At 65.8% G+C, this 25,252-nt stretch carries 24 protein-coding genes; 5 read left to right on the top strand and 19 right to left on the bottom strand.

Going from position 1 to position 25,252, the window contains the following annotated elements:
- Positions 1-30: 30 nt before the first annotated feature.
- From AC1D02_RS21550 to leuS, 11 genes are all read right to left on the bottom strand, one after another.
- Positions 31-1,611 (bottom strand): SEL1-like repeat protein, encoded by a 1,581-nt coding sequence (locus tag AC1D02_RS21550; protein ID WP_477320512.1) that lies wholly within the window; start codon positions 1,609-1,611, stop codon positions 31-33.
- A 14-nt stretch (positions 1,612-1,625) separates the two neighbouring features.
- Complete coding sequence (locus tag AC1D02_RS21545; protein ID WP_477320511.1) at positions 1,626-3,875, bottom strand: EAL domain-containing response regulator; 2,250 nt, start codon at positions 3,873-3,875, stop codon at positions 1,626-1,628.
- A gap of 7 nt (positions 3,876-3,882) precedes the next feature.
- A complete protein-coding gene (locus tag AC1D02_RS21540; RefSeq protein ID WP_477320510.1) occupies positions 3,883-6,027 on the bottom strand; it encodes an HDOD domain-containing protein in 2,145 nt (714 codons plus the stop codon).
- A 214-nt stretch (positions 6,028-6,241) separates the two neighbouring features.
- The gene (locus AC1D02_RS21535) at positions 6,242-7,525 is read right to left on the bottom strand and encodes a multidrug effflux MFS transporter (RefSeq protein WP_477320509.1); all 1,284 of its coding nucleotides are present in this window, start codon (positions 7,523-7,525) and stop codon (positions 6,242-6,244) included.
- 3 nt (positions 7,526-7,528) lie between these two features.
- Positions 7,529-8,731, bottom strand: a complete 1,203-nt coding sequence (locus AC1D02_RS21530) for a THUMP domain-containing class I SAM-dependent RNA methyltransferase (RefSeq protein ID WP_477320508.1) — start codon at positions 8,729-8,731, stop codon at positions 7,529-7,531.
- A gap of 99 nt (positions 8,732-8,830) precedes the next feature.
- Positions 8,831-9,436: a DsbA family protein gene (locus AC1D02_RS21525; RefSeq protein WP_477320507.1), complete on the bottom strand. Its 606-nt coding sequence runs from the start codon at positions 9,434-9,436 to the stop codon at positions 8,831-8,833.
- A gap of 10 nt (positions 9,437-9,446) precedes the next feature.
- Positions 9,447-9,857: a CopD family protein gene (locus AC1D02_RS21520; RefSeq protein ID WP_477320506.1), complete on the bottom strand. Its 411-nt coding sequence runs from the start codon at positions 9,855-9,857 to the stop codon at positions 9,447-9,449.
- Between the two features lie 17 nt (positions 9,858-9,874).
- Positions 9,875-11,140 carry a glutamate-5-semialdehyde dehydrogenase gene (locus AC1D02_RS21515; RefSeq protein ID WP_477320505.1) on the bottom strand — a complete coding sequence of 422 codons (1,266 nt, stop codon included), beginning with the start codon at positions 11,138-11,140 and terminating at the stop codon, positions 9,875-9,877.
- Positions 11,141-11,174: 34 nt separating this feature from the next.
- Positions 11,175-12,188, bottom strand: coding sequence for a DNA polymerase III subunit delta (gene holA / locus AC1D02_RS21510; RefSeq protein ID WP_477320504.1), 1,014 nt, complete (start codon positions 12,186-12,188; stop codon positions 11,175-11,177).
- Positions 12,189-12,191: 3 nt separating this feature from the next.
- The gene (locus tag AC1D02_RS21505; protein ID WP_477320503.1) at positions 12,192-12,704 is read right to left on the bottom strand and encodes an LPS-assembly lipoprotein LptE; all 513 of its coding nucleotides are present in this window, start codon (positions 12,702-12,704) and stop codon (positions 12,192-12,194) included.
- Between the two features lie 2 nt (positions 12,705-12,706).
- The gene (leuS, locus tag AC1D02_RS21500; RefSeq protein WP_477320502.1) at positions 12,707-15,340 is read right to left on the bottom strand and encodes a leucine--tRNA ligase; all 2,634 of its coding nucleotides are present in this window, start codon (positions 15,338-15,340) and stop codon (positions 12,707-12,709) included.
- 138 nt (positions 15,341-15,478) lie between these two features.
- On the opposite strand from leuS, the gene AC1D02_RS21495 reads away from it, so the two are divergent.
- On the top strand, positions 15,479-15,853 hold the full coding sequence (locus tag AC1D02_RS21495; protein WP_477320501.1) for a hypothetical protein: 375 nt from the start codon (positions 15,479-15,481) through the stop codon (positions 15,851-15,853).
- A gap of 8 nt (positions 15,854-15,861) precedes the next feature.
- Here the strand turns inward: AC1D02_RS21495 and AC1D02_RS21490 are convergent, their stop codons facing one another.
- From AC1D02_RS21490 to AC1D02_RS21480, 3 genes are read right to left on the bottom strand one after another with little or no spacing between them, the layout of a single operon-like run.
- Positions 15,862-16,188 (bottom strand): barstar family protein, encoded by a 327-nt coding sequence (locus tag AC1D02_RS21490; RefSeq protein ID WP_477320500.1) that lies wholly within the window; start codon positions 16,186-16,188, stop codon positions 15,862-15,864.
- A 15-nt stretch (positions 16,189-16,203) separates the two neighbouring features.
- Positions 16,204-17,013 (bottom strand): 4-hydroxy-tetrahydrodipicolinate reductase, encoded by an 810-nt coding sequence (dapB, locus tag AC1D02_RS21485; protein WP_477320499.1) that lies wholly within the window; start codon positions 17,011-17,013, stop codon positions 16,204-16,206.
- 8 nt (positions 17,014-17,021) lie between these two features.
- Positions 17,022-17,618, bottom strand: coding sequence for an outer membrane protein assembly factor BamE (locus AC1D02_RS21480; protein WP_477320498.1), 597 nt, complete (start codon positions 17,616-17,618; stop codon positions 17,022-17,024).
- Between the two features lie 78 nt (positions 17,619-17,696).
- Between AC1D02_RS21480 and fur the strand changes: the two genes are divergently transcribed.
- Positions 17,697-18,125, top strand: coding sequence for a ferric iron uptake transcriptional regulator (gene fur, locus AC1D02_RS21475; RefSeq protein ID WP_477320497.1), 429 nt, complete (start codon positions 17,697-17,699; stop codon positions 18,123-18,125).
- A gap of 50 nt (positions 18,126-18,175) precedes the next feature.
- Here fur and hrcA read toward each other — a convergent pair whose 3' ends face one another.
- Together hrcA and AC1D02_RS21465 are read right to left on the bottom strand one after the other, a co-directional pair.
- Entirely contained in the window at positions 18,176-19,192 is a 1,017-nt protein-coding gene (gene hrcA, locus AC1D02_RS21470; protein ID WP_477320496.1) for a heat-inducible transcriptional repressor HrcA, read from the bottom strand.
- A gap of 80 nt (positions 19,193-19,272) precedes the next feature.
- A complete protein-coding gene (locus AC1D02_RS21465) occupies positions 19,273-19,989 on the bottom strand; it encodes an HAD family hydrolase (protein WP_477320495.1) in 717 nt (238 codons plus the stop codon).
- Positions 19,990-20,184: 195 nt separating this feature from the next.
- On the opposite strand from AC1D02_RS21465, the gene AC1D02_RS21460 reads away from it, so the two are divergent.
- The 3 genes from AC1D02_RS21460 (at position 20,185) to AC1D02_RS21450 (ending at position 22,015) form a co-directional block, all read left to right on the top strand.
- Positions 20,185-20,760 carry a hypothetical protein gene (locus AC1D02_RS21460; protein ID WP_477320494.1) on the top strand — a complete coding sequence of 192 codons (576 nt, stop codon included), beginning with the start codon at positions 20,185-20,187 and terminating at the stop codon, positions 20,758-20,760.
- 25 nt (positions 20,761-20,785) lie between these two features.
- The gene (locus AC1D02_RS21455; protein ID WP_477320493.1) at positions 20,786-21,436 is read left to right on the top strand and encodes a hypothetical protein; all 651 of its coding nucleotides are present in this window, start codon (positions 20,786-20,788) and stop codon (positions 21,434-21,436) included.
- A 330-nt stretch (positions 21,437-21,766) separates the two neighbouring features.
- A complete protein-coding gene (locus tag AC1D02_RS21450) occupies positions 21,767-22,015 on the top strand; it encodes a hypothetical protein (protein ID WP_477320492.1) in 249 nt (82 codons plus the stop codon).
- Here AC1D02_RS21450 and rsmA read toward each other — a convergent pair.
- From rsmA to AC1D02_RS21435, 3 genes are read right to left on the bottom strand one after another with little or no spacing between them, the layout of a single operon-like run.
- A complete protein-coding gene (gene rsmA / locus AC1D02_RS21445) occupies positions 21,999-22,778 on the bottom strand; it encodes a 16S rRNA (adenine(1518)-N(6)/adenine(1519)-N(6))-dimethyltransferase RsmA (RefSeq protein WP_477320491.1) in 780 nt (259 codons plus the stop codon). The two genes, AC1D02_RS21450 and rsmA, sit on opposite strands and share 17 nt — an antisense overlap.
- Positions 22,779-22,796: 18 nt before the next feature.
- Complete coding sequence (gene pdxA, locus AC1D02_RS21440) at positions 22,797-23,837, bottom strand: 4-hydroxythreonine-4-phosphate dehydrogenase PdxA (RefSeq protein WP_477320490.1); 1,041 nt, start codon at positions 23,835-23,837, stop codon at positions 22,797-22,799.
- Positions 23,838-23,840: 3 nt separating this feature from the next.
- Positions 23,841-25,232 (bottom strand): peptidylprolyl isomerase, encoded by a 1,392-nt coding sequence (locus tag AC1D02_RS21435; RefSeq protein WP_477320489.1) that lies wholly within the window; start codon positions 25,230-25,232, stop codon positions 23,841-23,843.
- Between the last annotated feature and the right edge of the window lie 20 nt (positions 25,233-25,252).

Here is a 25,252-nt window from a genome sequence, read left to right as displayed (position 1 = left end):
TGCTTGGTGAGGTCAAAAAAATTGCGGAAGTCAGGCCGCGCGCGGCTGCTCGTGTTCGAGTTCGAATTGGGCGCGCTGCGCGGCGTCCATGCGAGCGGCGGCCTGCTTGGCGTAACGTTCGGCGGCCTCGATGCCGCCCAGCGCGGCGCGCTGCAGCCACTCCGACGCTTGCAGCGCGTCGGCCGGCACGCCCTGGCCGGTCAGGTACATCAGGCCGACATTGAACTGGGCGCGCGCGTGGCCCTGGCGGGCGGCGCACAGGTACCAGTAATGGGCTGCGGCGTAATCGCGCGGCACGCCCTGGCCGTTGTCGTGGCGCAGGCCGAGCGCGAACTGCGCCAGCGCGTGGCCCCGTTCGGCCGCCTTCAGGTACCAGCCATAGGCCTGGCCGTCTTCGGCATCATCGAGGTCGAACATGGTGCCGACCTTGAACTGGGCCGCGGAATAATCCTGTTCGGCGGCGCGCAGGTACCATTTCAGCGCTGCCTGGACGTCCTGCGCCACGCCCAAGCCGTTCTCGAAGCACAGCGCGAGGTCGAACTGGGCGCGCAGGTGGCCCTGTTCGGCGGCCTTGCGATACCACGCGAACGCTTCGGCGCGGTCGGCCTCGACGCCGCTGCCGCTGTCGTGCAGCTGCGCCAGGTGGTACTGGGCGCTGGCGAATCCCTGCTCGGCGGCCTTGCGGTACCAGCGCGCGGCTTGCGCGAAGTCCTGGGCGACGCCTTGGCCGAATTCGTGGCGCAGGCCGAGGTTGTCCTGGGCGCCTGCGTGTCCCTGCTCGGCGGCCTCGCGGAACCAGACCAGCGCCAGCGCGGCATCGCGCTCGACGCCCTGGCCGTTGTCGTAGATCAGGCCGAGGTTGAACTGCGAACTGGCGTGGCCCTGTTCGGCCGCGCGGCGGTAGAAGCCGATCGCCTTCTGCACGTCCTGCGCCACGTCCTGTCCCTGCTCGTAGCGCAGCGCGAGGTTGAACTGGGCCGGCGCGTAGCCTTGTTCGGCGGCCTTGCGGTACCACGACAGCGCCTGGTAGCCGTCGCGCTGGACGCCCTGGCCGTTATCGTAGCGCAGGCCCAGGTTGAACTGGGCGCGCGCATAGCCCTGCTCGGCGGCCTTGCGGTACCACGCGATGGCCTGCTTCAGGTCCTGCGGCACGCCCTTGCCGGTCTCGTACATCATGCCCAGGTTGTTCTGCGCGCCCGGGTCGCCCTGGTCGGCGGCCTTGCTGAACCAGTGCATCGCTTTCTGCGGATCCTGCGCCACGCCCTGCCCCTTGGCGTACAGCCAGCCCAGGTTGTACTGGGCCGCGGCGTAGCCTTGCTCGGCGGCGCGCTGGTACCACTGCACCGCCATCTGGTAATCCTGGCCGACGCCCTGGCCCTTCTGGTACATCACGCCGAGGTTGTACTGGGCCTGTTCGAGGCCGGAGGTGGCCGCCATGCGGTACCAGGCGACGGCCAGCTCGAAGTTCTGCGGGACGCCCTGGCCATTGACGTACATGAAGCCCAGGCTGTGCTGGGCGTTGGCGACGCCACGTTCGGCCAGCGCTTTCACGCGCAGGAATTCGGCGGTGTGCCTGTTCGGCGTGCGCGCGGGGGCCGGATCCTTGTACATGGCCGCGCGCGTGGTCAGGACTGGCTGGAGACGAGGTGCGGCGCCGGATGCGACGAGGCGCCGGCGTCCTGCACAAGCAGCAGGTCCATGAAGTTCGACAGGGCGATCGGGCGGTGGTACAGGTAGCCCTGCATGGTCAGGCAGCCGTTGGCCTTCAGGTAGCGCGCCTGGACGTCGGTCTCGACGCCTTCGGCGATCAGGTGCAGGCCGAGGCCGCGCGCGATCGAAATGATCGCCAGGATCACCGGATAGTGGCCATGCTCGTCGTGGATCTCCTTGACGAAGGACTGGTCGATCTTGATGGTGTGGATCGGGAAGCGGTGCAGGTAGGACAGCGACGAGTAGCCGGTGCCGAAGTCGTCGATCGCCACCGACACGCCGAGCTGGCAGAGTTTGTTGAGCTGATCGATCGCGTACTGCGGATTGCGGATGCAGATGTTCTCGGTGATCTCGACCTCGATCTGCGCCGGCGAAATCCCGTAGCGCACCAGCGCGCCGCGCATTTTCTCGAAGAAGTCGCCGCGGTCGAGGTATTGCGGCGACAGGTTGAGCGACAGGCGGATCGATTCGCCGCCCTGCGCGTTCCATTGCAGCATATCGCGGCACAAGGCGCCGATCATCCAGTCCGAGATCGGCAGCATCAGGCCGTTCTCTTCGGCGAACGGCAGGAACTCGCCGGCGGTCAGGAGGCCGCGGGTCGGATGGTTCCAGCGCATCAGGCCTTCGGCGCCGATGATGCGGCCGGTGATCACGTCCATCTGCGGCTGGTAATACATCTCCAGCTCGTTCTGCTCGAGCGCCTTGCGCAGGCTCTGTTCGAGCGCGATCTTCTGGTGCGACACGTCCAGCATCGAGTTGTGATAGAAGCTGTGGCCGTTCTTGCCGAGCGCCTTGACCTGGTACATCGCGATGTCGGCGTGGCGCAGCAGCTCGTCGATCGACTCGCCGTCGCCCGGATAGATGGCGATGCCGATACTGGCCGAGATGTGCACTTCGTGGCCATCGAGGTCGAATGGCAGGTGCAGGCATTCGAGGAACTTGTCGGCGATGCGCTTGGCGTCCTCGCGGTCGCGCAGTTCGGGCAGCACGATGGTGAATTCGTCGCCGCCCTGGCGCGCCAGGGTGTCGCCGCGGCGCAGGCAGTCCTTCAGGCGCACCGAGACCTGCTGCAGCAGCTCGTCGCCCTTGACGTGGCCGAGCGTGTCGTTGACCAGCTTGAAGCGGTCGAGGTCGATGAACATCACCGCCAGCTCGGTCATCTTGCGCTTGGCCTGGATCACGGCCAGGCCCAGGCGGTCCTTGAACAGCATGCGGTTCGGCAGGTCGGTCAGGATGTCGTGATAGGCCTGGTAGGAGATCACTTCCTCGGCGCGCTTGCGGTCGGTGATGTCGCGCGCGACGCCGTAGGTGCCGAAGAACTCGAGCTTCTTGACCTCGTGGTCGGGCACGTGCATGCCGATCGAATTGAGCGAGATCGTCATCAGGGTGTTGTTGAAGGTGCGGTCCTGGCTGCCGCCGGCGTAGCACTTCAGGCGCAGTTCGACGTTGCGCGAGGCGCGCTCGTCGACGCGGCGCTCGTTGAATACATAGCGCGCGCGCTCCAGGTCTTCCTCGTGCACCAGCACCGAGTAGTGCTTGCCGATCAGGTCTTCGCGCGCAAAGCCGAGCAGCTGGTAGGCGCGGTCGTTCACGAAGGTGAACTTGCCTTCGTGGTTCAGGGTGTAGATGAAATCGGGCGAGCTGTCGACCAGGTAGCGGTACAGCTTTTCGGAGTTCTCCAGCTGCGAGGCGATGCGCAGGTTGGCTTCGGCCAGGGCACGCTGCTGCAGCGCGTTGGCGACGGTCTTGAGCAGTTCCTCGCGGCTGTACGGCTTGCGCAGGTAGTCGTAGGCGCCGCGCTTCAGGGCGCCGATGGCCGCCTCGATGCCCACTTCGCCGCTCATCACGATGACGTCGGCGTCGATGCCGCGGTCGTTGATGAAGTCCATGACGTCATGGCCGCTCATGTCGGGCAGGCGCAGGTCGAGCAGCACCAGGTCGAAGCGCACGCGCGACAGGTGCGCCAGCGCTTCCTTGCCGCAGGACGCCGTCACCAGCTGGTAGTCGCGGTCGCGCAGCAGCTCGTACAGCGACGACAGCAGGCGCGGCTCGTCGTCGACCAGCAGCAGCCGCGGCATCGGATCGTGTTCGAAATGGGGTGGAACGACGGGAGCGTCCTGGACTGGGTCGATTGCCTGGTCTGCGCTGGCAGCGGTCGCGTTCATCATCACCTTAAACTGAGTCCATCGCCCGCGGCTTGGCGCCGGCGAGCGAGTGTGCGCCGTGGGCCGGCAGCAGAATTTCGAATGTGGTGCCGGCGCGGCTGCTGCGGCAGGAAATCAGGCCGCCGATCTTCTTGACCAGGCCATGGACGATCGACAGCCCGAGGCCGTGGTGGGCGCCGTCCTTGGTGCTGCGCACCGCCGAGAACAAATTGGCCAGCACGTCCTGCGACAGGCCGGGGCCGTTGTCGGAGACGACCAGCTCGACGTACAGCGCGCGCTCGCGGTTCACGTGGCCGCGGTTGGCGATCTCGATGCGGCCGTGGGCGCCGAGCGCCTCGACGGCGTTCTTGACCAGGTTGACCAGGATCTGCTTGAGCACATCGGCGTCGCCTTCGATTTCGGCCGCTTCGTCGGCCATGCTGGCCGAAATCTGCACGCCGGCCGGCACGAACTCGGTGGCGCGGAACAGGCGCAGCACGTCGTCGACCACGCTGGCGACGTTGGTGGCGCGCGCGACTTCGCTCGGCTTCAGGTCGGCCAGGCCGTTGATCAGCTGGCCGACGCGGTCGATCTCTTCGTTCAGGATCGACATCTCGCCGACCACCGGCTCGCGCTTGGCAAGCTTTCCATCCAATACGCTGAGGTAGTTCTTGATGATCGACAGCGGGTTGTTCACTTCATGCACCACGCGGCGCGACGCCTCGCGGTATTCCTCGGCGACGTGGGCGATCTGGCGGCGCGCCTGGCCGCGCTCGGACAGCGCGGTTTCGAGCGCGCTGGCGGCCTGGCTGCCGAAGGCCTGCATGAAGCGTTCGCGCTTCTGACAGTTCGGCACCTGCCACGAGGCCAGCCCGCCGATCATCACGCCGAGGCAGCGCCCGCCCGACACCAGCGGCAGGCACACCAGGCTGTCGGTGCCGAGCATGCGGAACAGCTGTTCTTCGGCCAGGCCGAGCGACTGCGCGTCGCGCTTGACGAAGGCGGTGCGGCGCTCGAGCGCGGCTTCGGCGACGACGCCGCCGCGCTGCAGCGGAATCGAGAATTCGGCGATGCGCTGCTGCTCGCCAGTCGGCATGCCGACCAGCGCGTGGCCCGTCGGATTTTCCAGCAGGACCACGGTGTTGTCGAAGTCGAACAGGATGCGCGCCGAGCGCGTCATCGATTCGAGCAGGCCATCTTCGCCCTGCTGGCGGGCGAACGACTGCCCCACTTCCGACACCAGCACCAGGTTGCGCACTTCTTCGGACAGGCGCTGGCGCACCGGGTCCATCGGCGTCGACGGCGCGAACGCCGGCGGGGTCGGGATGTCGTCGGCGCCTTCGAGGTCGATGCCCAGCTGGTCGGCCGCTTGCTGGACCTGGCGCGCGGCGGCGGCGCCGATCGCGTCGACGTCATCCTGTTCGAGGCCGCACAGGCGCGCGCCGTCGGCGATCGCCTCGTCGTCCGGCCCGTGGGTGGCCATCAGGTGCGCCAGGCGCACGATGCGGATCAGCGGATGCGCCGATTCGAGGCGCGCGCTCGGCTCGTGGTGGTACAGCACGGAGTCGGCCAGGAAGGAGTCGAGGTGCCAGCGTTCGATCAGCCAGGCGCCCGCTTCCGAGTGGGTGATCTGCAAAGTGCGCTGCTCCACCGCGCACAGGTCTTCGTCGTCGCGCGCGGTGAAGTTGAAGGCGTATTCTTTCGGCGCCGTGGCAAGCAGCGCCAAGCGGCCGACATTGTGCAGCAGGCCGGCCAGGTAGGCTTCCTCGACGTGCGGGTAGGCCATGCGCTCGGCCAGGTCGCGCGCGATCACGGCCGCGGACAGCGAGTTTTTCCAGAAGCCGCGCAGGTCGGTGCTGCCGGAATGCGGGAAGTTGTTAAAGGTCTGGAACACCGATTCGCTGATCACCAGCGTCTTGATCATGTCGGTGCCGAGCGCGATCAGCGACTGCTCGAGGCCGACCGCGCGGCTGGCGCGATGGTAGGCCGAACTGTTGGCGACCGCGAGGATCTTGCTGGTCATGCCGGCGTCGTTGGCAATCAGCGACGCCAGTTCGGCCATGCCCAGGTCGTCGGCCTGCAAGTGCTCGATCAACTTGATGAGTATCTGCGGCATCGCCGGCAGACGGGCAATCAATAGCCGATTGCGAATATCATGGTCTGATTGATGCATTATCTCAGCACAGCCGCCAATGTCTTAGGTGTCCAAGTGGCGCTTTTTGCAAAAGCAGCCACAGCGTTTATTATCGTCGAAACATCGAACCAGGCAATGTTTCAAGCCCTACTCGGGTATTTAATGCAACGATCTTAACATATATACACGAAAATTCCATTTGGGAATTTTAAATTCCAAAAAAAAATTCACACTTGCCACAGTTGTTCAGTATTTACCGGACAACTTGGGCGGAGATCATGCGCCGGTATTGCCGCGACGTCAACCATAACGCCAACGCGGCGAGCCCGAAGCCCAGCTGGCCGAGCGCCAGCCACAGCACGGAATGCGACAGGAAGGGCGCGATCACGCCCGCCACCAGGGCGCCGGCCAGCGTCACGGCGAACGACTGGCAGGACGCGACCGTGCCGCGGATGTGCGGGAACAAGTCCAGCGTGAGCAAGGTGGCGCCCGGGGCGACGATCGACATGCCGAAAGTGTAGAAGAACATCGGCAGCACCGACCACGGCAAGGCCGGCGGAAAGAACAGGTGGTAGCCGACGTTGGCCGCGGCAGCCGCGATCAGGAAGCAGAAGCCGATGCCGATCTGGCGCGCGAACGTCATGCGTCCTGCCACCCGGTTGGCCACCAGCGCGCCGAGGAAGATGCCGGACACGCTGGGCACGAACAGCCACGCGAATTGGTCGGGACCGAGGTGCAGGTGCACCGGCAGCATCACCGGCGCCGCGGTGATGAACAGGAACAGCCCGCAGAAATTGAAGGCGACCACGCCCGACTTCATGTGGAACAGCGGCGAGCGGAAGATGGCGCCGTAGTTCTTTGCGATGTAGCCGGGATTGAAAGGCTGGCGCTGTTCGGGCGGCAGCGTCTCGGGCAGGTAACGCCAGCAGACCGCGAACAGCAGCAGCGAATACACCAGCAGGAACAGGAAGATCACGCGCCAGTCGAGGTACTTGACGATCAGGCCGCCCAGCACCGGCGCGACCGCCGGCGCGATCGAGAAGATCATCGTCACCATCGACAGCAGTCGCGCGGCCGGCGCGTCCGAATACAGGTCGCGGATGATGGCGCGGCCGACCACCACGCCGGCGCCCGCCGACACGCCCTGCATGATGCGGAATACCCACAGGTAGTGCACCGAGTGCGAGGCGGCGCAGCCGAAGGTGCCGACCGCGAACACCAGCATCGCCACCAGGATCACGTTGCGGCGTCCGAACGCGTCCGACAGCGCGCCGTGCCACAGCACCATCGCGGCGAACGCCAGCAGGTATGCCGACAGCGTCTGCTGCACCTCGATCGCGTTGGCGTGCAGGTCGGCCTGGATGTTCGGGAAGGCCGGCAGGTAGGCGTCGATCGCGAACGGACCGAGCATCGACAGCGCCGCCAGCAGCGCCGCCAGCGCGCCGGCGCCGAGCATCGGCCGCCGATGGGCGGGCGGCAGCGGCACCGGGACGACAGGATCCTTCGGAACGCTCGGCGGGGTCGAAGTCGGCAGCATCGGTCAGCCCTGCTTCGGCTTTGCTTCCTCGCGGCGGTTATAGCCGGCCACCATGTCGAAGCGGAACAGCCGGCATTCCAGCGCGCCGTTGAAGAACGGCGTCTTGCGCGCTTCTTTCAGGCGCAGCAGCTTGGGCAGCGACAGGTCGGCGGTGAACAGGAACACGGTCCAGCCGGCGAAGCGCTGCTTGAGCGTGGTGCCGAGCGCCGAGTAGAAGGCCACCGACATTTCGTCGGCCGGCACGGTGCTGTCGCCGCGCACGCCGATACGTTCGCCGTACGGAGGGTTGGTCAGGAGGATGCCCGGCTGCTCGGTCGGCGGCTTGACTTCCTGCGCCTCGATCTGCTTGAGCGGCACGTCGAACATGATGCCGGCCACCTTCAGGTTATGGCGCGTCATCGCGATCATGTCGCCCGAGATGTCGCTGCCGAAAATGGTTGGTTCCGCGGGCAGCGGGTTCGGCTTGATCTCGTTTTTCAGCGCCTGCCACGGCTCGCGCACGAAGCTGTTGAATTTTTCGAAGGCGAACTGGCGGCGCGCGCCGGGCGGGATGCCCTGCACCATTTGCGCCGCTTCGACCAGGATGGTGCCGGAGCCGCACATCGGGTCGAACAGCACGGTGCCCGGCTTCCATCCGGATACGCGCAGCATGCCGGCGGCGAGGTTCTCGCGCAGCGGCGCGTCGCCCGTCTCTTCGCGCCAGCCGCGCTTGAACAGCGCTTCGCCCGAGGTGTCGAGGTAGATCGTGAAGTTGCGCTGGTCGAGGAAGCCGACGATGCGGATGTCCGGCTCCTGCGTGTTGACCGACGGGCGCTTGTGGAACTGGTCGCGGAAGCGGTCGCACACGGCGTCCTTGATCTTGAGCGTGGTGAATTCGAGGCTGCGCAATGGCGACTTGATCGCGGTGACGTCGACGCGGATCGTGTGATCGACGCCGAACCAGTCTTCCCACGGCTGCTGCAGGGTCAGGTCGTAGATGTCGTTTTCGTTGTCGTAGCTGGAGTGGCCCATGCGCATCAGCACGCGCGAGGCGATGCGCGAATGCAGGTTGATGCGGTAGGAGTCGTGCAGGTGGCCGGAGCAATGCACGCCGCCCGGCACCTGGTTGTGCACCTTCATGGTGGTGCTTTGCAGGGCGATTTCGCCGAGTTCTTCGGCCAGCGCCGCTTCCATGCCGCGCGGGCAAGGACAGAAAAATGAAGCCATAAGGTGTACCCTTTATCCGTTAAAAGTGAATGTGTGAAGACAGCGCCGCCGCCGTCCCGAGTCGGGGTCAGGTCCGGCGGACCTGCCCCCATTTTTTCATCAAGGCTTCTGCAACGCCCGTTCTACAAAGTCGAGACGGTCCTGGCCCCAGAAGCCTTCGCCGTCGACCACGTACCACGGCGCGCCGAACACGTTGGCGGCCAGCGCTTCGTTGGTGTTGTTGTCGTACTCCGTTTGCACGCCGGCGGTCTGCGACGCCTTGACCAGCATGGCGCCGTCGAAGCCGCAGCCGTTGGCGATCTGCGCCAGCACGGCGTCGTCGGAGATGTTCTTGTCCTCGGCCCACTGCGCGCGCATCACGGCGCCCGCCAGTTCGAGCGCCGCGTCGGCGCCCAGCGCGGTGCGCGCGGCGACGATCAGTTTGGCGGAAGGATCGGCCGGCACCGGGAAAAACGCCGGCTGCGGCTTGAGCGGGATGTTCAGGTGCTCGGACCAGCGCGCCAGTTCCACCAGCCGATACGCCTGGCGCTGCGGCGCGCGCTTGGCCAGCGGCAGGCCGCCCGACGCGGCGAACACGCGGCCGACGTCGAAGGGCTTGACGTCGACCCGCGCGCCGGCCGCCCTGGCGATCGCGACGAAGCGCTCGTGCCCGAGGTAGGTCCACGGCGATTGCGGGGCCAGGAAGTACTGGATGGTCTTGCTCATCGCAGCTCCGTCAGAAGGGTTTGACGACAACGAGGATCGTAATGGCCAACAGCAGCAGCACCGGCACTTCGTTGAACCAGCGGTACCACGCGTGCGAGCGCAGGTTTTGGCCTTTTTCGAATTTTTTCAGCAGCGACCCACATGCATGATGGTAGCCGATTGCGAGGATCACGAGCGCCAGCTTCGCATGCAGCCAGCCGCCCTTGAAGCCGTAGCCGAGCCACATCCATACGCCAAGAATCAGCGCGGGAATCATCAGCATGGAGCTGAAGCGGTACAGCTTGCGCGCCATCAGCAGCAGCCGCGCGGTGGCGACCGTTTCGGTTTCCATGGCGAGGTTGACGAAGATGCGCGGCAGGTAGAAAAGGCCGGCGAACCAGGAGGCGACGAAGACGATGTGAAAGGCTTTGATCCAGAGCATAAGGTTCCAGGTGAGGGTCAACTGCGGACTTCGCCGTGTCCGAACACGACGTACTTCAACGAGGTCAGGCCTTCCAGTCCGACCGGGCCGCGCGCGTGCAGCTTGTCGTTGGAGATGCCGATTTCGGCGCCCAGGCCGTATTCGAAGCCGTCGGCGAAGCGGGTCGAGGCGTTGACCATCACCGAGGCGGAATCGACTTCGCGCAGGAAGCGCAGCGCGTCGCTGTAGTCTTCAGTGATGATGGCGTCGGTGTGGTGCGACGAATATTCGTTGATATGGTCGATCGCTTCGTCGATCCCGCCGACCACCTTGACCGACAGGATGGGCGCGACGTATTCGGTGCGCCAGTCTTGTTCAGTCGCCGCGACCAGGTGCGGGTAGCCTGCCAGGATCGCCATCGATTCCGGGTCGGCGCGCAGCTCGATCTGCTCCTCGGCGTACAGCGCGGCCAGTTGCGGCAGCACGGTGGCGGCGGTGGCGCGGTCGACCAGCAGCGTCTCCATCGTGTTGCAGGTGCCGTAGCGGTGGCACTTGGCGTTGAAGGCGATCGGCAGCGCCTTGGCCAGGTCCGCCTTGGCGTCGATGTACACGTGGCAGATGCCGTCCAGGTGCTTGATCATCGGGACCGTGGCCTCGGCCATCAAGCGTTCGATCAGGCCCTTGCCGCCGCGCGGGACGATGACGTCGACGTGCTGGGGCATGGTGATCAAGGCGCCGACGGCGGCGCGGTCGGTGGTGTCGACCACCTGCACGCCGTGCTGAGGCAGGCCTGCGCCGGCCAGGCCTTCGGCGACGATGGCGGCCAGCGCGCGGTTGCATTCGATCGCTTCGGAGCCGCCGCGCAGGATGGTGGCATTGCCGCTCTTGATGCACAGGCCTGCCGCGTCGACCGTCACGTTCGGGCGCGCTTCGTAGATGATGCCGATCACGCCCAGCGGCACGCGCATCTGGCCGACCTGGATGCCGCTCGGCCGGAACTTCATGTTGGAGATTTCGCCGATCGGGTCGGGCAGCGCCACCATCTGGCGCAGTCCTTCGACCATCGTGGCGATCGCCTTGTCGGACAGTTCGAGGCGGTCGACCATGGCCGGCGCCAGGCCGGCGGCACGCGCCGCTTCGAGGTCGCGGCCGTTGGCGGCGCGCAGTTTGCCGGCGTCGCGCACGATCGCATCGGCGATCAGCAGCAGCGCGCGGTTGCGGGTGGCGCTGTCGGCGCGGGCCATCGCGCGCGATGCGGCGCGCGCCTGGCGGCCTACCTGTTCCATGTACTCGGGGATGTTCATCTGTGTGCTCTTCTGGTTGATTCGAGCGGGCCTGTCAGCGCGCTACTTTCAAGGCCAGCTGCAGCATTGCGTCCCATGCGTCGCCGGCAAATGCCCTGGCGCGCAATCCCTTGATCATCTTGTCGACCTGCGCCGCGTCCTGCAGCGCCTGTTCCAGCACCGCCAGCGACACGCGCCGCAGCGCCGGTTCCATCATGCGTTCGCGCGGACCCCAGATCCGGTATTCCTTCAGCAGGGCGCCTAGTGGGCGCCCCTGCGCCATCGCCGCTTTCAATTTTAGCAGCGTACGGATTTCTTCGGCGACCGCCCATAAAACCAGCGGCAGCGCCTCGCCCTCGCCCTTCAGGCCTTCGAGCATGCGCACCAGGCGCGCCGGGTCGCCGGCCAGCATCGCCTCGGACAGCTTGAAGACGTCGTAGCGCGCCACGTTCAGCACCGCGTCGTGGACCTGTTCGAAGGTCAGCTTGCCCGGCTCGTGCAGCAGGCCCAGTTTCTGGATTTCCTGGTGCGCGGCGAGCAGATTGCCTTCGACCCGCTCGGCAATGAAGTCGAGGCTCTGGCGGTCGGCCGACTGCCCCTGCGCGGCCAGGCGCGTGCCGATCCAGCCCGGCAGCGCGGGACGCTCGATGATCGGGATCTCGATGTACACGGCAGCCTGCTGCAGGCTGGCCACCCAGGCCGCCTTTGCGGTCTGCCAGTCCAGCTTGGGCAGTGTGATCAGCGTCAGGTTGTCGGGGCTGAGGGCCTTGGCGTAGGCCTGCAGCGCGGCGCCGCCATCCTTCCCTGGTTTGCCGGTCGGGATGCGCAGCTCGATCAGCTTCTTGTCTCCGAACAGCGACATCTCCTGGTTCGCCGCCAGCAGCTCGCCCCACTTGAAGTTGCGTTCGACCGTGAGCACGTCGCGCTCGGAATAGCCGTTCCTGCGCGCGGCCTGGCGGATCCGGTCGGCCGCCTCCAGCGCCAGCAGGTGTTCGTCGCTGCTGATCACATACAGCGGCGCGACCGACTTGGCGAGGTGGCCTTCGAGAGCGTCAATGCGCAGTTGCATCGCTTATGCCCGTTTGATCGCCGCGAGGCGGCGCAGGATCTGCTGCACCAGGTCGGACTGCATGTCGCGATACAGCAGCGCTTCTTCCGATTCCTTGGCCAGCGTCTGGTTCTCGTTGAAGGCGATGCTGCGTTTCAGCGAGATTTCGGTATTCGGCAGCAGCTCGGCGTCCCTGGCGTCGCGCACGCGGAACACCAGCGTGTACGTCAGCAGGTATTCGCGCACGCGGCCCTGGCTGTTCAGCGACAGGATGGTCTTGCCGCGCGTTTCGGTCACGACGTCGAGCCTGGCCTCGGCCTTGGCCGGATCGGTCACCACCACCACCGCGTCGGCGCCGCGCAGGTTGCGGCGCAGTTCGATGCCGAGCGCGGAGGTGTCGGAAAAGCCCAGGTAGATGCTCTGGAACGGCATGTGGTACTGGCCGTTCGACCCGCGCAGCTGGAAGCCGCAGGCGGAGAGGGCCAGCGCCAGCATCAGGGCGGCGCCGGCGCGAAGGGCGAGGGAGCGGCGGGTCATCGTCATACCACGATGTTGACCAGCTTGCCCGGCACGACGATCACCTTCTTCGGCGGCGACTCGATGTATTTCTGTGCCGCCTCGCAGGCCAGCGCGGCCGCTTCGATCGCCGCCTTGTCGGCGCCCTTGGCGACCATGATCGAGCCGCGCAGCTTGCCGTTCACCTGGATCATCATCTCGATCTCCGACTGTTCCAGCGCAGCGGGATCGACCTGCGGCCATTGCGCGTCGAGGATGTCGCCGGCGTAGCCCAGTTCCTGCCACAGCACGTGGGTGATGTGCGGCGCGACCGGGTTGAGCACGCGCAGGAAGATCGACAGGCCTTCGGCGATCACCGCGTCGGAAGCGGCCCCCGCCTCCAGCTTGGCCGACTCCATCAGGTTCAGCATCTTCATGCAGGCCGATACCACGGTGTTGTACTGAATGCGCTTGAGGTCATAGTCGGCCTGCTGCAGGATCTTGTGGATTTCGCGGCGCAGCGTTTTCTGTACGTCGTTCAGGCCATCCTTCGAGGGATTGGCCAGTTCGGCGGCGACGCGCGGCGCCTGCGCGTACGCGTAGGCCCACACGCGGCGCAGGAAGCGGCTGGCGCCTTCGACGCCGCTGTCGGACCACTCGAGCGTTTGCTCCGGCGGGGAGGCGAACATGGTGAACAGTCGCGCGGTGTCGGCGCCGTACTGGCCGATCTGCGCGGCCGGGTCGATGCCGTTGTTTTTCGATTTCGACATCTTCTCGGTGCCGCCGATCTCGACCTTCTGGCCGTCGGCCTTGAGCAGCGCGCCTTGCGGGCGGCCCTTGTCGTCGAGCGACAGGTCGATGTCGGCCGGGTTGAACCAGGTCTTCTTGCCCGCGTCGTCTTCGCGATAGTAGGTCTCGTTCAGCACCATGCCTTGCGTGAGCAGGTTGACGAACGGCTCGTCGAACTTGACCAGGCCGAGGTCGCGCATGATCTTGGTCCAGAAGCGCGCATACAGCAGGTGCATGACGGCGTGCTCGATGCCGCCGATGTACTGGTCCATCGGCATCCAGTAGTCGTTGCGGGCGTCGACCATGGCGTCGTTCGAACCAGGCGAGGTATAGCGCATGTAGTACCACGACGAGTCGACGAAGGTGTCCATGGTGTCGGTCTCGCGGCGCGCCGGCTTGCCGCACTGCGGGCAATCGCACTTGAGGAAGGCTTCGTCCTTGTTCAGCGGATTGCCGCTGCCGTCCGGGACCAGGTGCTCGGGCAGCACGACCGGCAGGTCCTTCTCTGGGACCGGCACGGTGCCGCAGTCGGCGCAGTGGATCATCGGGATTGGCGTGCCCCAGTAGCGCTGGCGCGAGATGCCCCAGTCGCGCAGGCGGAAGGTGATCTTCTTCTCGCCCAGGCCCATGCCGGACAGGTCGCCGGCGATCGCGTTGACGGCGGCGTTGTAGTCGAGGCCATCGTACTTGCCGGAGTTGACCAGCAGGCCGCGCTCCTTGTCGCCGTACGATTCCTGCCAGCCGTCCAGCGAGAACTCTTCGCCTTCTACCGCGACCACCTGCTTGATCGGCAGCTGATACTTGGTGGCGAATGCGAAGTCGCGCTCGTCGTGGGCCGGCACGCCCATCACGGCGCCGTCGCCGTAGGTGATCAGCACGTAGTTGCCGACCCAGACTTCGACCTTCTCGCCGGTCAGCGGATGATCAACGAACAGGCCGGTCGGCATGCCCTTCTTCTCCATCGTCGCCATGTCGGCTTCGATCACGGAGCCCAGCTTGCACTCGGCGATGAAGGCGGCCAGCTCGGGGTTGTTCTTCGCGGCGTGCGTGGCCAGCGCGTGTTCCGGCGCGACGGCACAGAAGGTCACGCCCATGATGGTGTCGGCGCGGGTGGTGAAGACGTACAGGCGGCCGCCGTTGATCAGCTCACCGTCGCTGTCCTTGATGTGGTGCGGGAAGGCGAAGCGCACGCCGACCGACTTGCCGATCCAGTTGGCCTGCATCACGCGCACGCGCTCCGGCCAGCCGGGCAGCTTGCTGTCGACGTAATCGAGCAGTTCGTCGGCGTAGTCGGTGATGCGGGCGTAGTACATCGGGATTTCGCGCTTTTCGATCAGCGCGCCGGAACGCCAGCCGCGGCCATCGACCACCTGCTCGTTGGCCAACACGGTCTGGTCCACCGGGTCCCAGTTCACGGTGCCGGTCTTCTTGTAGATGATGCCCTTCTCGAGCATCTTGAGGAACATCCACTGGTTCCACTTGTAGTATTCCGGCTTGCACGCGGTCATCTCGCGCGACCAGTCGATCGCCAGGCCCATCGACTCCATCTGCTCGCGCATGTGGGCGATGTTGGCGTAGGTCCACTGCGCCGGCGGCACGTTGTTGGCCATCGCGGCATTCTCGGCCGGCATGCCGAACGCGTCCCAGCCCATCGGCATGAGCACGTTGTAGCCGTTCATGCGCAGGTAGCGGTACATCACGTCGTTGATCGTATAGTTGCGCACGTGTCCCATGTGCAGCTTGCCCGACGGGTAAGGCAGCATCGAGCAAGCGTAGTACTTGCCCTTCGGGAAACGCGGGTCGTTCTCGACCGCCTTGTAGGCATCGATCGCCTTCCAGTGCGATTGGGCGGCTTGTTCGACGTCGGCGGGACTATATTTATCTTGCATGATGTTCTGCGGGCAGGAAAGTTGGTTTGAACCGAACATTATACTGGTACATATTGCTTCGGGGCGGCGCCCGTGCTGCCGAGCGCGGAATCGGCTCGGAAGATCCGAACCATTGGACGAAGATCCGGTCTAACTCTTATGAACGCCCAATTTAACGCGATTGATTATGCGCAGCAGCTAGAGGCTGCCGGAGTGCCACAGGCACAAGCGGAGGTTCACGCCAAAATGCTGGCGCTTGCTCTGGTAAGTTGCGCGGCGTCGCGAGCGGACCTGGCTGCGTCCGGAGAAAAGTTAAACTGCCGCATCGACGCGGTGAAGCAGGAACTAAGCAGCCGTATCGACGCGATGAAGCAGGCGCTGACCAGCCGCATGGACTCGATGGAACAGAAATTCGACAGCCGCTTTGACGCGTTAGAGCAAGAAATCAGAAGCGCCAAGAAGCTTTTCTTCTGGATGTTCGCGACCAATACCTCCATGTTCATTGCGGTGATCGTGAAACTGTATTTCCCCTGACGCCAACCTCAGCGCAGGACCAGCCTCAGCGCCGGCTTCTCGCCGTAGTCTTCGTAGCGCTCGTTGATGCCGGCGACGCAGAAGGTGATCTCTTCCAGCACGTCCGGCGCCTGCTCGCGCATGGCGGCGGCGTCCTTGACGACGATTTCCAGCACTTCATTCGGCTTCAGGCGAAATTTGCTCATGCCGTCTTCGTCGCGCAGGTAGCTCAGGCAATCGACCCAGGCGTCCATCGTGTGGCCGTAGGTGTCGGGAAAGCCGAACGCGGCCTTCGAGGCGGCGTGGAAGCTGTCCAAGCCGTCGATTGCCGCGCCGTTCAGTTCAGCCGTTGCCATGTCCTTGCTCCTCGATCAGCGCTTGAGCGCCAGCACGTCCTGCATGTCGTACAGGCCGGTGGTCTTGTCGGCCAGGAAGCGCGCCGCACGCAGGGCGCCGTGTGCGTAGGTGACGCGGCTGCCCGACTTGTGGCTGATTTCGATGCGCTCGCCGTCGCCGGCAAACAGCACCGTGTGGTCGCCCACGATGTCGCCGCCGCGGATGGTGGCGAAGCCGATGGTGGACGGATCGCGCTCGCCGGTGACGCCTTCGCGGCCGTAGACGGCGCACTGCTTCAGGTCGCGGCCGAGCGCGTCGGCGATCACTTCTCCCATCTTCAGCGCGGTGCCGGACGGCGCATCGACCTTGTGGCGATGGTGCGCTTCGATAATTTCGATGTCGTAGCCTTCGGCGAAGCTTTTCGCCGCCATTTCCAGCAGCTTGAGGGTGACGTTGACGCCCACGCTCATGTTGGGCGCGAACACGATCGCGGTCTTTTCGGCGGCTGCGCGGATCGCGGCTTTGCCGGCGTCATCGAACCCGGTGGTGCCGATGACCATCGCGATGCCGTGCTCGGCGCAGTAGGCCAGGTGCTGCAGCGTGCCTTCGGGACGGGTGAAGTCGATCAGCACGCGCGCGCCGTCGAGGCCGCGCGCCAGGTCCGATTCGATCGGCACGCCGGCCGGCTGGCCCAGGAAGGCCGCGGCGTCATTGCCCAGCGCCGGCGAACCGGCGACGTCCAGCGCGCCCGCCAGCTCGGCGTCGGGCGCCCTGGCGATCGCCTCGATCAGCATCTTGCCCATGCGCCCGCTGGCGCCGGCTACCGCAATTTTCATTGACGTCATGATGGCGCTTATTTCTTGATGTTGATGCTGGCCGAGCCGGCCTCTTCCTTCTTCGGCGCTTCCTTGGCGGCGGCCTTGGCCGGGCCGGCGATGCGGGCGATGTATTCGCGCTCGGTCGGCAGGTTGCCGCCGTCGAATTTTTCGACCTTGTCGTCCTTGAAGTAGACCGTCACGCGCGCCTTGGTCAGCTCGCCGTTGCCGCGCGCCAGGTAGAACGGATAATCCCAGCGGTCGGCGTGGAACACGTCGGTCATCAGCGGCGTGCCGAGCAGGAACTTGACCTGGTCGCGGGTCTGGCCGACTTTCAGCTGGGCCAGCATTTCCTGGGACACGAAGTTGCCCTGCTGGATGTCCGGACGGTAAGGCGAGAAAATCCAGAAGAATTTTTGCAGCTGGGTCGCGGTCGTCGTCTGGGCGCCGGCGTTGGCCGCGGCGGCCGATTTGCTGGCGTCGGCGGCGACCGAGGCCGGTGCGGTCGAGACCGGCGGGGCGGGCTGGGTCTGGCGCGAAGCGCAGCCGGACAAGGTCAGCAGCGCGCAGGCGGCAGCCGCCGCGAGCGGGGCCCGGGTGTTAAAACGGTGCAAAACAACATTCTTGACGCGCATGGGTGACCTCAAAACGTTTGAGCGCTAGCTCCAAAACGCTATATCATAAAGCACTCTGCCAATATCCGAGCAACAAACATGAGCAACAACCCCTCCGACCTGAAGGCCAGCGGCCTGAAAGCGACCCTGCCCCGCCTGAAAATCCTCGAGATTTTTCAAAACAGCGACGTGCGCCACCTGAGCGCGGAAGACGTCTACAAGCAGCTGCTGACCGAGAATCTCGACGTGGGCCTGGCCACGGTGTACCGCGTATTGACCCAGTTCGAACAGGCCGGCCTGCTGAACCGCAACCACTTCGAGACCGGCAAGGCGATTTTCGAGCTGAACGCCGGCTCGCACCATGACCACCTGGTTTGTCTCGATTGCGGCCGCGTGGAAGAGTTCTTCGACGAGGAAATCGAGTCGCGCCAGAACAAGATCGCCGCCGAGCGCGGGTTCAGCATTGCCGAGCATGCGCTGGCGATTTACGGCAACTGCGTCAAGCCGGCGTGCCCGCATAAGCACTAAGAGTTACACCAGGGTCTGACCCTCCTGGGGTCAGATCCTTTCGCCGGCAGCTAGCCGTGGCTCAGCGCGTTCGACAGCAGCTTGGCCGTGATGTCGACGATCGGAATCACCCGCTCGTAGGCCATGCGGGTCGGGCCGATCACCCCCAGCGTGCCGACAATCTTGCCGTTGACCTCGTACGGCGCCGTCACCACGCTCATCTCGTCCATCGGCACCAGATTCGACTCGCCGCCGATGAAGATCTGCACGCCCGTGGCTTTACTTGACACGTCAAGTAATTGCATCAATCCGGTCTTCTGCTCGAACATGTCGAACATCTGGCGCAGCGACGTCATGTTCGACGACAGGTCCGACACCGACAGCAGGTTGCGCTCGCCGGAGATGACCATGTCGTCGGAGTGGTCGGCCATCGCCTCGCTGCCCGCTTCGACCGCGGCCTGCATCAGCCGGCTCATGTCGTCGCGCAGCTGGCGCAGCTCGCCCGTGACGCGCGCGCGCACCTGGTCGAACGACAGCCCGCCGTAATTCTGGTTGATGTAGTTGGCCGACTGGATCAGCTGCGCGGGCGTGTAGTCGACGTCGGTCAGCAGCAGGCGGTTCTGGACGTCGCCGCGCGGGTCGACGATCACCAGCAGGATGCGCTTTTCCGACAGGCGCAGAAATTCGATCTGCTGGAACACCGACTCGCGCCGCGGGCTCATCACCACGCCGGCGAACTGCGACAGCGACGACAGCATCTGCGCCGCGTTCGAGATGATCTTCTGCGGCTGCGGCGCCTGCAGGCGCATGCGCGACTCGACCGCGTGCTCGTCGATGTGCTGCACCGTCAGCAGGGTGTCGACGAAGATGCGGTAGCCGCGCGGGGTCGGGATGCGGCCGGCCGAGGTGTGCGGGCTGGCCACGTAGCCCATCTCCTCGAGGTCGGCCATGATGTTGCGGATGGTCGCCGGCGACAGGTCGAGCCCGGAAATTTTCGACAGCGCGCGCGAACCGACCGGCTGGCCGTCGGCGATATAGCGCTCGACCAGGGCCTTGAGCAGGGTTTGTGCGCGGGTATCGAGTTGCATGGTGGTGGGTTTCAGTCGGCCGGGTACACCCTCATTATGCACGTTCGCCGCCGCCATGTGCAGTGCCGAGCGGCAATCGCTCAGTCGTGATGGCGCTCCAGCCAGTCCAGCAGCTGGTCGAAATCGGCGCAGATCGCGTCCGGCTCGACGCCGTGCTCGAGGTGGCCGGTGCTGCCGGTGCGGTTGAGCCACACCGCGCGCAGGCCGGCCTGCTGGGCGCCGCGCACGTCGAGCAGCACGTCGTCGCCGACATACACGGCTTCGTGCGGCGCCACGCCCAGCTCACGGCAGGCGGCCAGGAAGATGGCCGGGTCCGGCTTGGCGACGCCGAATTCGTGCGCCGCGACCGACACCTTGAAGTGGTGGGCGATGCCGATCGCGCGCAGGTCGGCGTTGCCGTTCGAGATCGAGCCGACCAGCACGCGCCGGCCCAGCCGCTCGAGCCCGTGCAGCACGTCGGCATAGGGCGCGACGGTATTGCGGGCAGCAAAAAAGTGCTCCATCGCCAGGTCGACCTTGGCGCTGTCCTCGCCCGCTTCGGCAAACGCCAGCAGCAGGCCGGCGCGGCGCAGCGCGCCCAGGTCGAGGCGGTAGCCGGGCTCGCGCTCGAGCAGCGCCAGGCGCGCCGCGCGCAGGCTGTCGATGGTGTGCGCCGCGGCCACCGGCGCCGCATGGCGCTGCAGCCAGGCGTACAGGGACAGCTCGGCCTGGGCGATCACCGGGGCGATCGGCCACAGCGTGTCGTCGAGGTCGAACAGCACGGCTTTGGGCCAGGCGGGGCGGCGGGTTGCGGTCATTGGCGTCGGTGGTGGTGGCGGCGAATCAGCATAGCGAGACGGGCCCGGAAAATCAAATCGCGCACATTAGTTACACGGTGATACATCAGGAATGGCGCTTCGCATTGCCAAATGCACTAAAATGACGACCAATTTGTCTGTTCCGCGGTACGGCGCCAGCCTTCCCCGCCTTACCCTGTCGTATTTGGAGAAACCATGAAAAGTCTGATCCTGCGTTCGAGCGTCGCGCTCGCCTGCGCGCTGAGCCTCGCCGCATGCGGTGGCGGCAGCGGCAACCTGCTGCTCGGCGGCTCGGTTGTCGGCCTGACCAAGCCCGGCCTGGAACTGCAAAACAAGACCACCGGACCGGCCTTGTCGGTCCCCGCGGGCTCGAGCATCTTCTCCTTCGCCGAACTGCTGCGCAGCGACGAGGACTTCGAGGTCCTGGTCAAGACCCAGCCGCAAGGCGCGGTCTGCACCGTGATCAATGGCAAGGGCCGCACCGGTGCCTACAACGTGACGTCGGTGGTCGTTAGCTGCGTCACCAACACCTACGACCTCGGCGGAACGGTCAGCGGCCTGGACGTGACCGGCCTGGTGCTGGTGAACGGTCCGGACAAGGTCGCCGTGCCGGCGGGCGCGACCACTGTCGCCTTCGCCAAGGTCGCCGACGGCGCGCCCTACGGCGTCACCGTGCTGACCCAGCCGACCGGCCGCACCTGCTCCGTCGCCAACGGCGTCGGCACGATGGGATCGTCAAAAGTGACGAACATCGCCGTCACCTGCGTCTGATCGCCCCTACTTTCTGGAGAACCCTATGACTTTCAAATTCCTGCGCCCGGCGCTGGCGATCGCGCTGGCGTTGACGCTCGGCGCCTGCGGCGGCAAGGCGAGCTTCACCATCGGCGGCGAGGTTGCCGGCCTGCAGTACCCGGGCCTCGTGCTCAACAGCAACGGCATGGACCTGAACGTGGCTCCCGGCACCCCGACTGCCGCCACGCCGGTCCCCCTGGTCAATTTCGCCTTCCCGAACTCGATTTCCTACGGCGAAACGTATGAAGTGACGATCAAAACCCAGCCGGCCCATCAGGCCTGCACAGTCGGCGCGTTCACCGACCCCAACGGCAAGCTGACCGGCGGCGCCAAGGATACGGCCGGCCGGCTCGTTTCGATCGATGTCGGGGTACTGTGCTCGCTCAACAGCTACACCGTCGGCGGCACCATCAGCGGCCTCAGTTCCGACGGCCTGGTGCTGACCAACGGCACCCTGGGGGGCAGCGTCACACTCAACACCGGCGCTACCACCTTCACCCTGCCGGCAGCGGCGTTCGGCTCGACCTACGGCGTGTCGGTGCTGACCCAGCCCGCCAACAATGTCTGCACCGTCACCCAGAACGGCAGCGGCGTGATGGGCGACGCGGCTGTGACCAACATCGTGGTCCAGTGCTCGCCGAAACCAGCGGCCTGATGAGATATTTCCGCCGAACATATCTGATATCCAAAAGATAAATTGGCGAAATATGCCGTGGCGCAGCATAATGCACCTGTCTCCTCCAACTCTCCTTAAAAAGAATTGGATTTCAAGCCCGCTCAACAGCGGGCTTTTTTTTCGCCCGATACCGGGGTTGGGCAAATCAACACCGGGGGCGGCTGAGGCGGCAATCGATGTTGCGTTCGCGTTTGCTGCCGGGTCGAGCGCGTGCGGCGGCGGGCATGACGCGACGCCGGCGCGCAGCCGGGCATCCCGATCCGTGCAAAAGTGGCATCATGGGCGCGACACCACCGTGAGGAGCGTAATGTGCCGACCGAGCAACTGGGAGACTACGAGATCGAGTATTCCGCGGTCAGGATGACCGACGTCGAGGGCTGGGCCGCCTGGGTGACCATCTACGGCCCGTCGACCAATCCGATGCACCTGAACAGCATCGTGCCGGCGCAGCGCGTCTCCGTCGAGCACGTGTTCGACACCGAAGCCGAGGCCGAGGCCGAGGCGCACAAGGTCGCCCTGGCCATGCTGGAGGAAAAAGCGCCTAAGCCGCCGGCTTGAGCAGGTTGGCCAGCGCGACATACTGCGCCAGCCCCACCGCCTCGGGACGATCGGTCGGATTGATCCCTGCCGCGACGATCTGCGCCTCGGTAAACATGCCCGACAGGCAGTTGCGGATCACCTTGCGGCGCTGCGAGAACGCCTTCAGCACCACCGCCGACAGCGTCGCGCCGTCGCAGGCGAGCTGTTCGCGCACCGGCACCATGCGCACGATCGCCGATTCCACCTGCGGCGGCGGATCGAAGGCGGTCGGCGGCACGATGAACAGCAGCGACATGTCGTAGCGCCACTGCAGCATCACCGACAGCCGCCCGTAGGCCTTGCCGCCCGGCTCGGCCACCATGCGCTCGACCACTTCCTTCTGCAGCATGAAGTGCTGGTCTTCGATCAGGTGCGCGAACTCGGCCAGGTGGAACAGCAGCGGGCTCGAGATGTTGTACGGCAGGTTGCCGACCACGCGCAGCTTCTGCCCTTCCGGCACGGGAATGCTGCCGAAGTCGAACTTGAGCGCATCGCCCGAGTGGATCGTCAGTTTGTCGCGCGGGAAGGATTTTTCCAGCCGCGCGACCAGGTCGCGGTCCAGCTCGACGACGTGCATGTGCGGCAGGCGCTTGAGGATCAGCGCCGTCATCGCGGCCAGGCCCGGCCCGATTTCGACCATCGCCTGGCCCGGTTCCGGGTCGATCGCGTCGATGATCTCGGAAAGGACCATTTTGTCGGTCAGGAAATTCTGGCCGAAGCGTTTGCGGGCGACGTGTTTCATTGGTGTTCTTTTCGTGAATTAAAGGGCGCGGCGCCGGGCGGCGGCCATCAGCAGCGCGCTGCGGATCGCTTCTTCCATGCTGGCGCTATCGGCGTGGCCGGGGCCCAGCGCGGCCAGGTCGAGCGCGGTGCCGTGGTCGACCGAGGTGCGGATCAGCGGCAGCCCGAGCGTGATGTTGACGCCGCGCCCGAAGGTGGCGTGCTTGAGCACCGGCAAGCCCTGGTCGTGGTACATCGCCAGCACGCAGTCGGCGTCCTGCAGGTATTTCGGCTGGAACAGCGTGTCGGCCGGATACGGGCCGCGCGCATCGATGCCGCGCGCGCGCGCCGCTTCCAATGCCGGGATGATGGTGTCGATCTCTTCGCGCCCAAGGTAGCCGTTCTCGCCCGCGTGCGGGTTCAGGCCGGCCACCAGGATGCGCGGCGCGGCGATGCCGAACTTGCCCTTCAAGTCGGCGTCGACGATGTCGAGCACGCGCGCCAGGCTGTCCTGGCTGATCGCGTCGGCCACCGCGCGCAGCGGCAAATGGGTGGTGGCCAGCGCCACCCGCAAGGGCGCGCCGCCGGCCGCGGTGGCGCCCGCCAGCATCATCACCACCAGCGGCGTGCCGGTCTTCCCGGCCAGGTATTCGGTGTGGCCGGAAAACGCAACGCCGGCGTCGTTGATGGTGCTCTTTTGCAGCGGCGCGGTGACCATGGCCGCGAACCAGCCGGCCCCGATGCCTTCGACGGCCAGGTCGAGCGTGGCCAGCACGGCGCGTCCGTTGGCGGGATCGAGCGTGCCGGGCGTGACGTGGGCCGCCAGGGGCACGTCGATTACGGTCAGGCGGTCAGGGCCGAAATGCGGCAGGCCGCCGTTGCGCAGCGCCTGCGTCGACAAGGCAGCGATCCGGATCTCCGGGTCGACGTCGGCGGCGATCATCGCCAGGAAGGCGGCGTCGCCCAGCAGCACGCAGTTGACCTCGCGCCGCAGCGCCCACGCCGCGCGCAGCGAGATTTCCGGGCCGATCCCGGCCGGCTCGCCGGTGGTGACGGCGATCGCGGGACGGCTGCCGGTCATGCCTTACTTGTCCTCGCGGAACTCGACGTAGGCGCGGTCGCGCACCTGGCGCGCCCAGTCTTCGGTCGCTTCCTGCATCTTGCGCTCGCGGATCACGTTGCGCGCGATGTCGCGCTCCTTGATCTTCGACTGGTCGTCGCTCTTGCGCTCGATCACCTCGATCAGGTGCACGCCGAACGGCGTCTCGACCGGGGCGCTCACTTCGCCCGGCTTGAGCGAATTGACCACCGATTCGAATTCCGGCACCGAATCGCCCGGCGCCATCCAGCCCAGGTCGCCGCCCTTGGCCGCCGAGGCGTCGTTCGAGAACAGGCGCGCCAGATCTTCGAACTTGGCGGCCTTGTTGTCGAGGCGCTCCTTCAGTTCGGTCAGCTTGCGCTTCGCTTCCACCGCCGTCATGGTCGGGGTGACCTTCAGCAGGATGTGGCGCACGTGGCTCTGGGTCTGGACCGCGGCGGCCTGCTGCGCGGCGGCGGCGCTGCGTTTGCCGACCAGCTTGAGCACGTGGAAGCCGGTGTTGCTGCGGATCACAGGCGTGATCTGGCCCGGCGCCAGCTTCAGCAGTTCGGTCGCGAACAGCGGCGGCAGGCGGTTGGCGTCGCGCCAGCCCACTTCGCCGCCCTTGAGCGCGTCCGGCGCGTCCGAATAGGTGGCGGCGATCTTGGCGAAATCGGCGCCGGTGCGCAGCTGGCGCGCCACTTCATCGGCACGCGCCTTGCGGGCGGCGATCTGCTCGGGCGTCGCGTTTTGCGGGATGCCCACCAGGATCTGCGAGATGTTGATCTCGACCTGCTCGGCGGCGGCGGCCTTTTCGGTGGCCAGGTAGGTGTCCACCTCGGCGTCCGAGATCTGGATCTTGTTGTCGACTTCGTGCTCGCGCAGACGCTGCATCATGATCTCGTTGCGGATCTCTTCGCGGAAGGTGGCATAGGTCATGCCTTCCTTCTCCATCTGGTTGCGCATCTCCTGCAGGGTCATTTTCTGGCCTTCGGCGATGCGCGCGATCGCGCGGTCGAGTTCCAGGTCGCTGACCTTCACGCCCATTTCCTTGGCCAGCTGCTGCTGCGCGCGTTCGACGATCATCGCCTCCACCACCTGGCGGCGCAGGTCGGCCGCATCGGGCATCGGCGCGTTGCCGGCCTTCATGCGCGCTTCGATGCTTTTCACCCGCGCGGCGATCTCGTTGGTCGTGATCACGTCGTCGTTGACCACCACCGCGATCGAATCGATCACGTGGGCCGAACTGGACGCCGGCGGCAGGAAGCCGCTGGTCGGCTTGACGGCGGGCGCGGCCGGCTTGGCGCCGGGCGCGGTCTGGGCGGCGGCCTGGCCGGCGGCCAGGGTGCACAGCAGGACGGCGGCGATGTTCAGTTGGTGCAGACGGATATTACGCATAATCGAAAGTGGCACTCATA

It is taken from the genome of Massilia sp. P1_C10, assembly GCF_056406475.1.
This window is presented reverse-complemented; position numbering and strand designations above follow the sequence as displayed.

What these genes read in the sequence shown, in the direction of transcription:
- AC1D02_RS21550 (WP_477320512.1), bottom strand. Translation starts at nt 1,611, where the DNA reads ATGTACAAGGATCCGGCCCCCGCGCGCACGCCGAACAGGCACACCGCC.
- AC1D02_RS21545 (WP_477320511.1), bottom strand. Translation starts at nt 3,875, where the DNA reads ATGAACGCGACCGCTGCCAGCGCAGACCAGGCAATCGACCCAGTCCAG.
- AC1D02_RS21540 (WP_477320510.1), bottom strand. Translation starts at nt 6,027, where the DNA reads ATGCATCAATCAGACCATGATATTCGCAATCGGCTATTGATTGCCCGT.
- AC1D02_RS21535 (WP_477320509.1), bottom strand. Translation starts at nt 7,525, where the DNA reads ATGCTGCCGACTTCGACCCCGCCGAGCGTTCCGAAGGATCCTGTCGTC.
- AC1D02_RS21530 (WP_477320508.1), bottom strand. Translation starts at nt 8,731, where the DNA reads ATGGCTTCATTTTTCTGTCCTTGCCCGCGCGGCATGGAAGCGGCGCTG.
- AC1D02_RS21525 (WP_477320507.1), bottom strand. Translation starts at nt 9,436, where the DNA reads ATGAGCAAGACCATCCAGTACTTCCTGGCCCCGCAATCGCCGTGGACC.
- AC1D02_RS21520 (WP_477320506.1), bottom strand. Translation starts at nt 9,857, where the DNA reads ATGCTCTGGATCAAAGCCTTTCACATCGTCTTCGTCGCCTCCTGGTTC.
- AC1D02_RS21515 (WP_477320505.1), bottom strand. Translation starts at nt 11,140, where the DNA reads ATGAACATCCCCGAGTACATGGAACAGGTAGGCCGCCAGGCGCGCGCC.
- holA (WP_477320504.1), bottom strand. Translation starts at nt 12,188, where the DNA reads ATGCAACTGCGCATTGACGCTCTCGAAGGCCACCTCGCCAAGTCGGTC.
- AC1D02_RS21505 (WP_477320503.1), bottom strand. Translation starts at nt 12,704, where the DNA reads ATGACCCGCCGCTCCCTCGCCCTTCGCGCCGGCGCCGCCCTGATGCTG.
- leuS (WP_477320502.1), bottom strand. Translation starts at nt 15,340, where the DNA reads ATGCAAGATAAATATAGTCCCGCCGACGTCGAACAAGCCGCCCAATCG.
- AC1D02_RS21495 (WP_477320501.1), top strand. Translation starts at nt 15,479, where the DNA reads ATGAACGCCCAATTTAACGCGATTGATTATGCGCAGCAGCTAGAGGCT.
- AC1D02_RS21490 (WP_477320500.1), bottom strand. Translation starts at nt 16,188, where the DNA reads ATGGCAACGGCTGAACTGAACGGCGCGGCAATCGACGGCTTGGACAGC.
- dapB (WP_477320499.1), bottom strand. Translation starts at nt 17,013, where the DNA reads ATGACGTCAATGAAAATTGCGGTAGCCGGCGCCAGCGGGCGCATGGGC.
- AC1D02_RS21480 (WP_477320498.1), bottom strand. Translation starts at nt 17,618, where the DNA reads ATGCGCGTCAAGAATGTTGTTTTGCACCGTTTTAACACCCGGGCCCCG.
- fur (WP_477320497.1), top strand. Translation starts at nt 17,697, where the DNA reads ATGAGCAACAACCCCTCCGACCTGAAGGCCAGCGGCCTGAAAGCGACC.
- hrcA (WP_477320496.1), bottom strand. Translation starts at nt 19,192, where the DNA reads ATGCAACTCGATACCCGCGCACAAACCCTGCTCAAGGCCCTGGTCGAG.
- AC1D02_RS21465 (WP_477320495.1), bottom strand. Translation starts at nt 19,989, where the DNA reads ATGACCGCAACCCGCCGCCCCGCCTGGCCCAAAGCCGTGCTGTTCGAC.
- AC1D02_RS21460 (WP_477320494.1), top strand. Translation starts at nt 20,185, where the DNA reads ATGAAAAGTCTGATCCTGCGTTCGAGCGTCGCGCTCGCCTGCGCGCTG.
- AC1D02_RS21455 (WP_477320493.1), top strand. Translation starts at nt 20,786, where the DNA reads ATGACTTTCAAATTCCTGCGCCCGGCGCTGGCGATCGCGCTGGCGTTG.
- rsmA (WP_477320491.1), bottom strand. Translation starts at nt 22,778, where the DNA reads ATGAAACACGTCGCCCGCAAACGCTTCGGCCAGAATTTCCTGACCGAC.
- pdxA (WP_477320490.1), bottom strand. Translation starts at nt 23,837, where the DNA reads ATGACCGGCAGCCGTCCCGCGATCGCCGTCACCACCGGCGAGCCGGCC.
- AC1D02_RS21435 (WP_477320489.1), bottom strand. Translation starts at nt 25,232, where the DNA reads ATGCGTAATATCCGTCTGCACCAACTGAACATCGCCGCCGTCCTGCTG.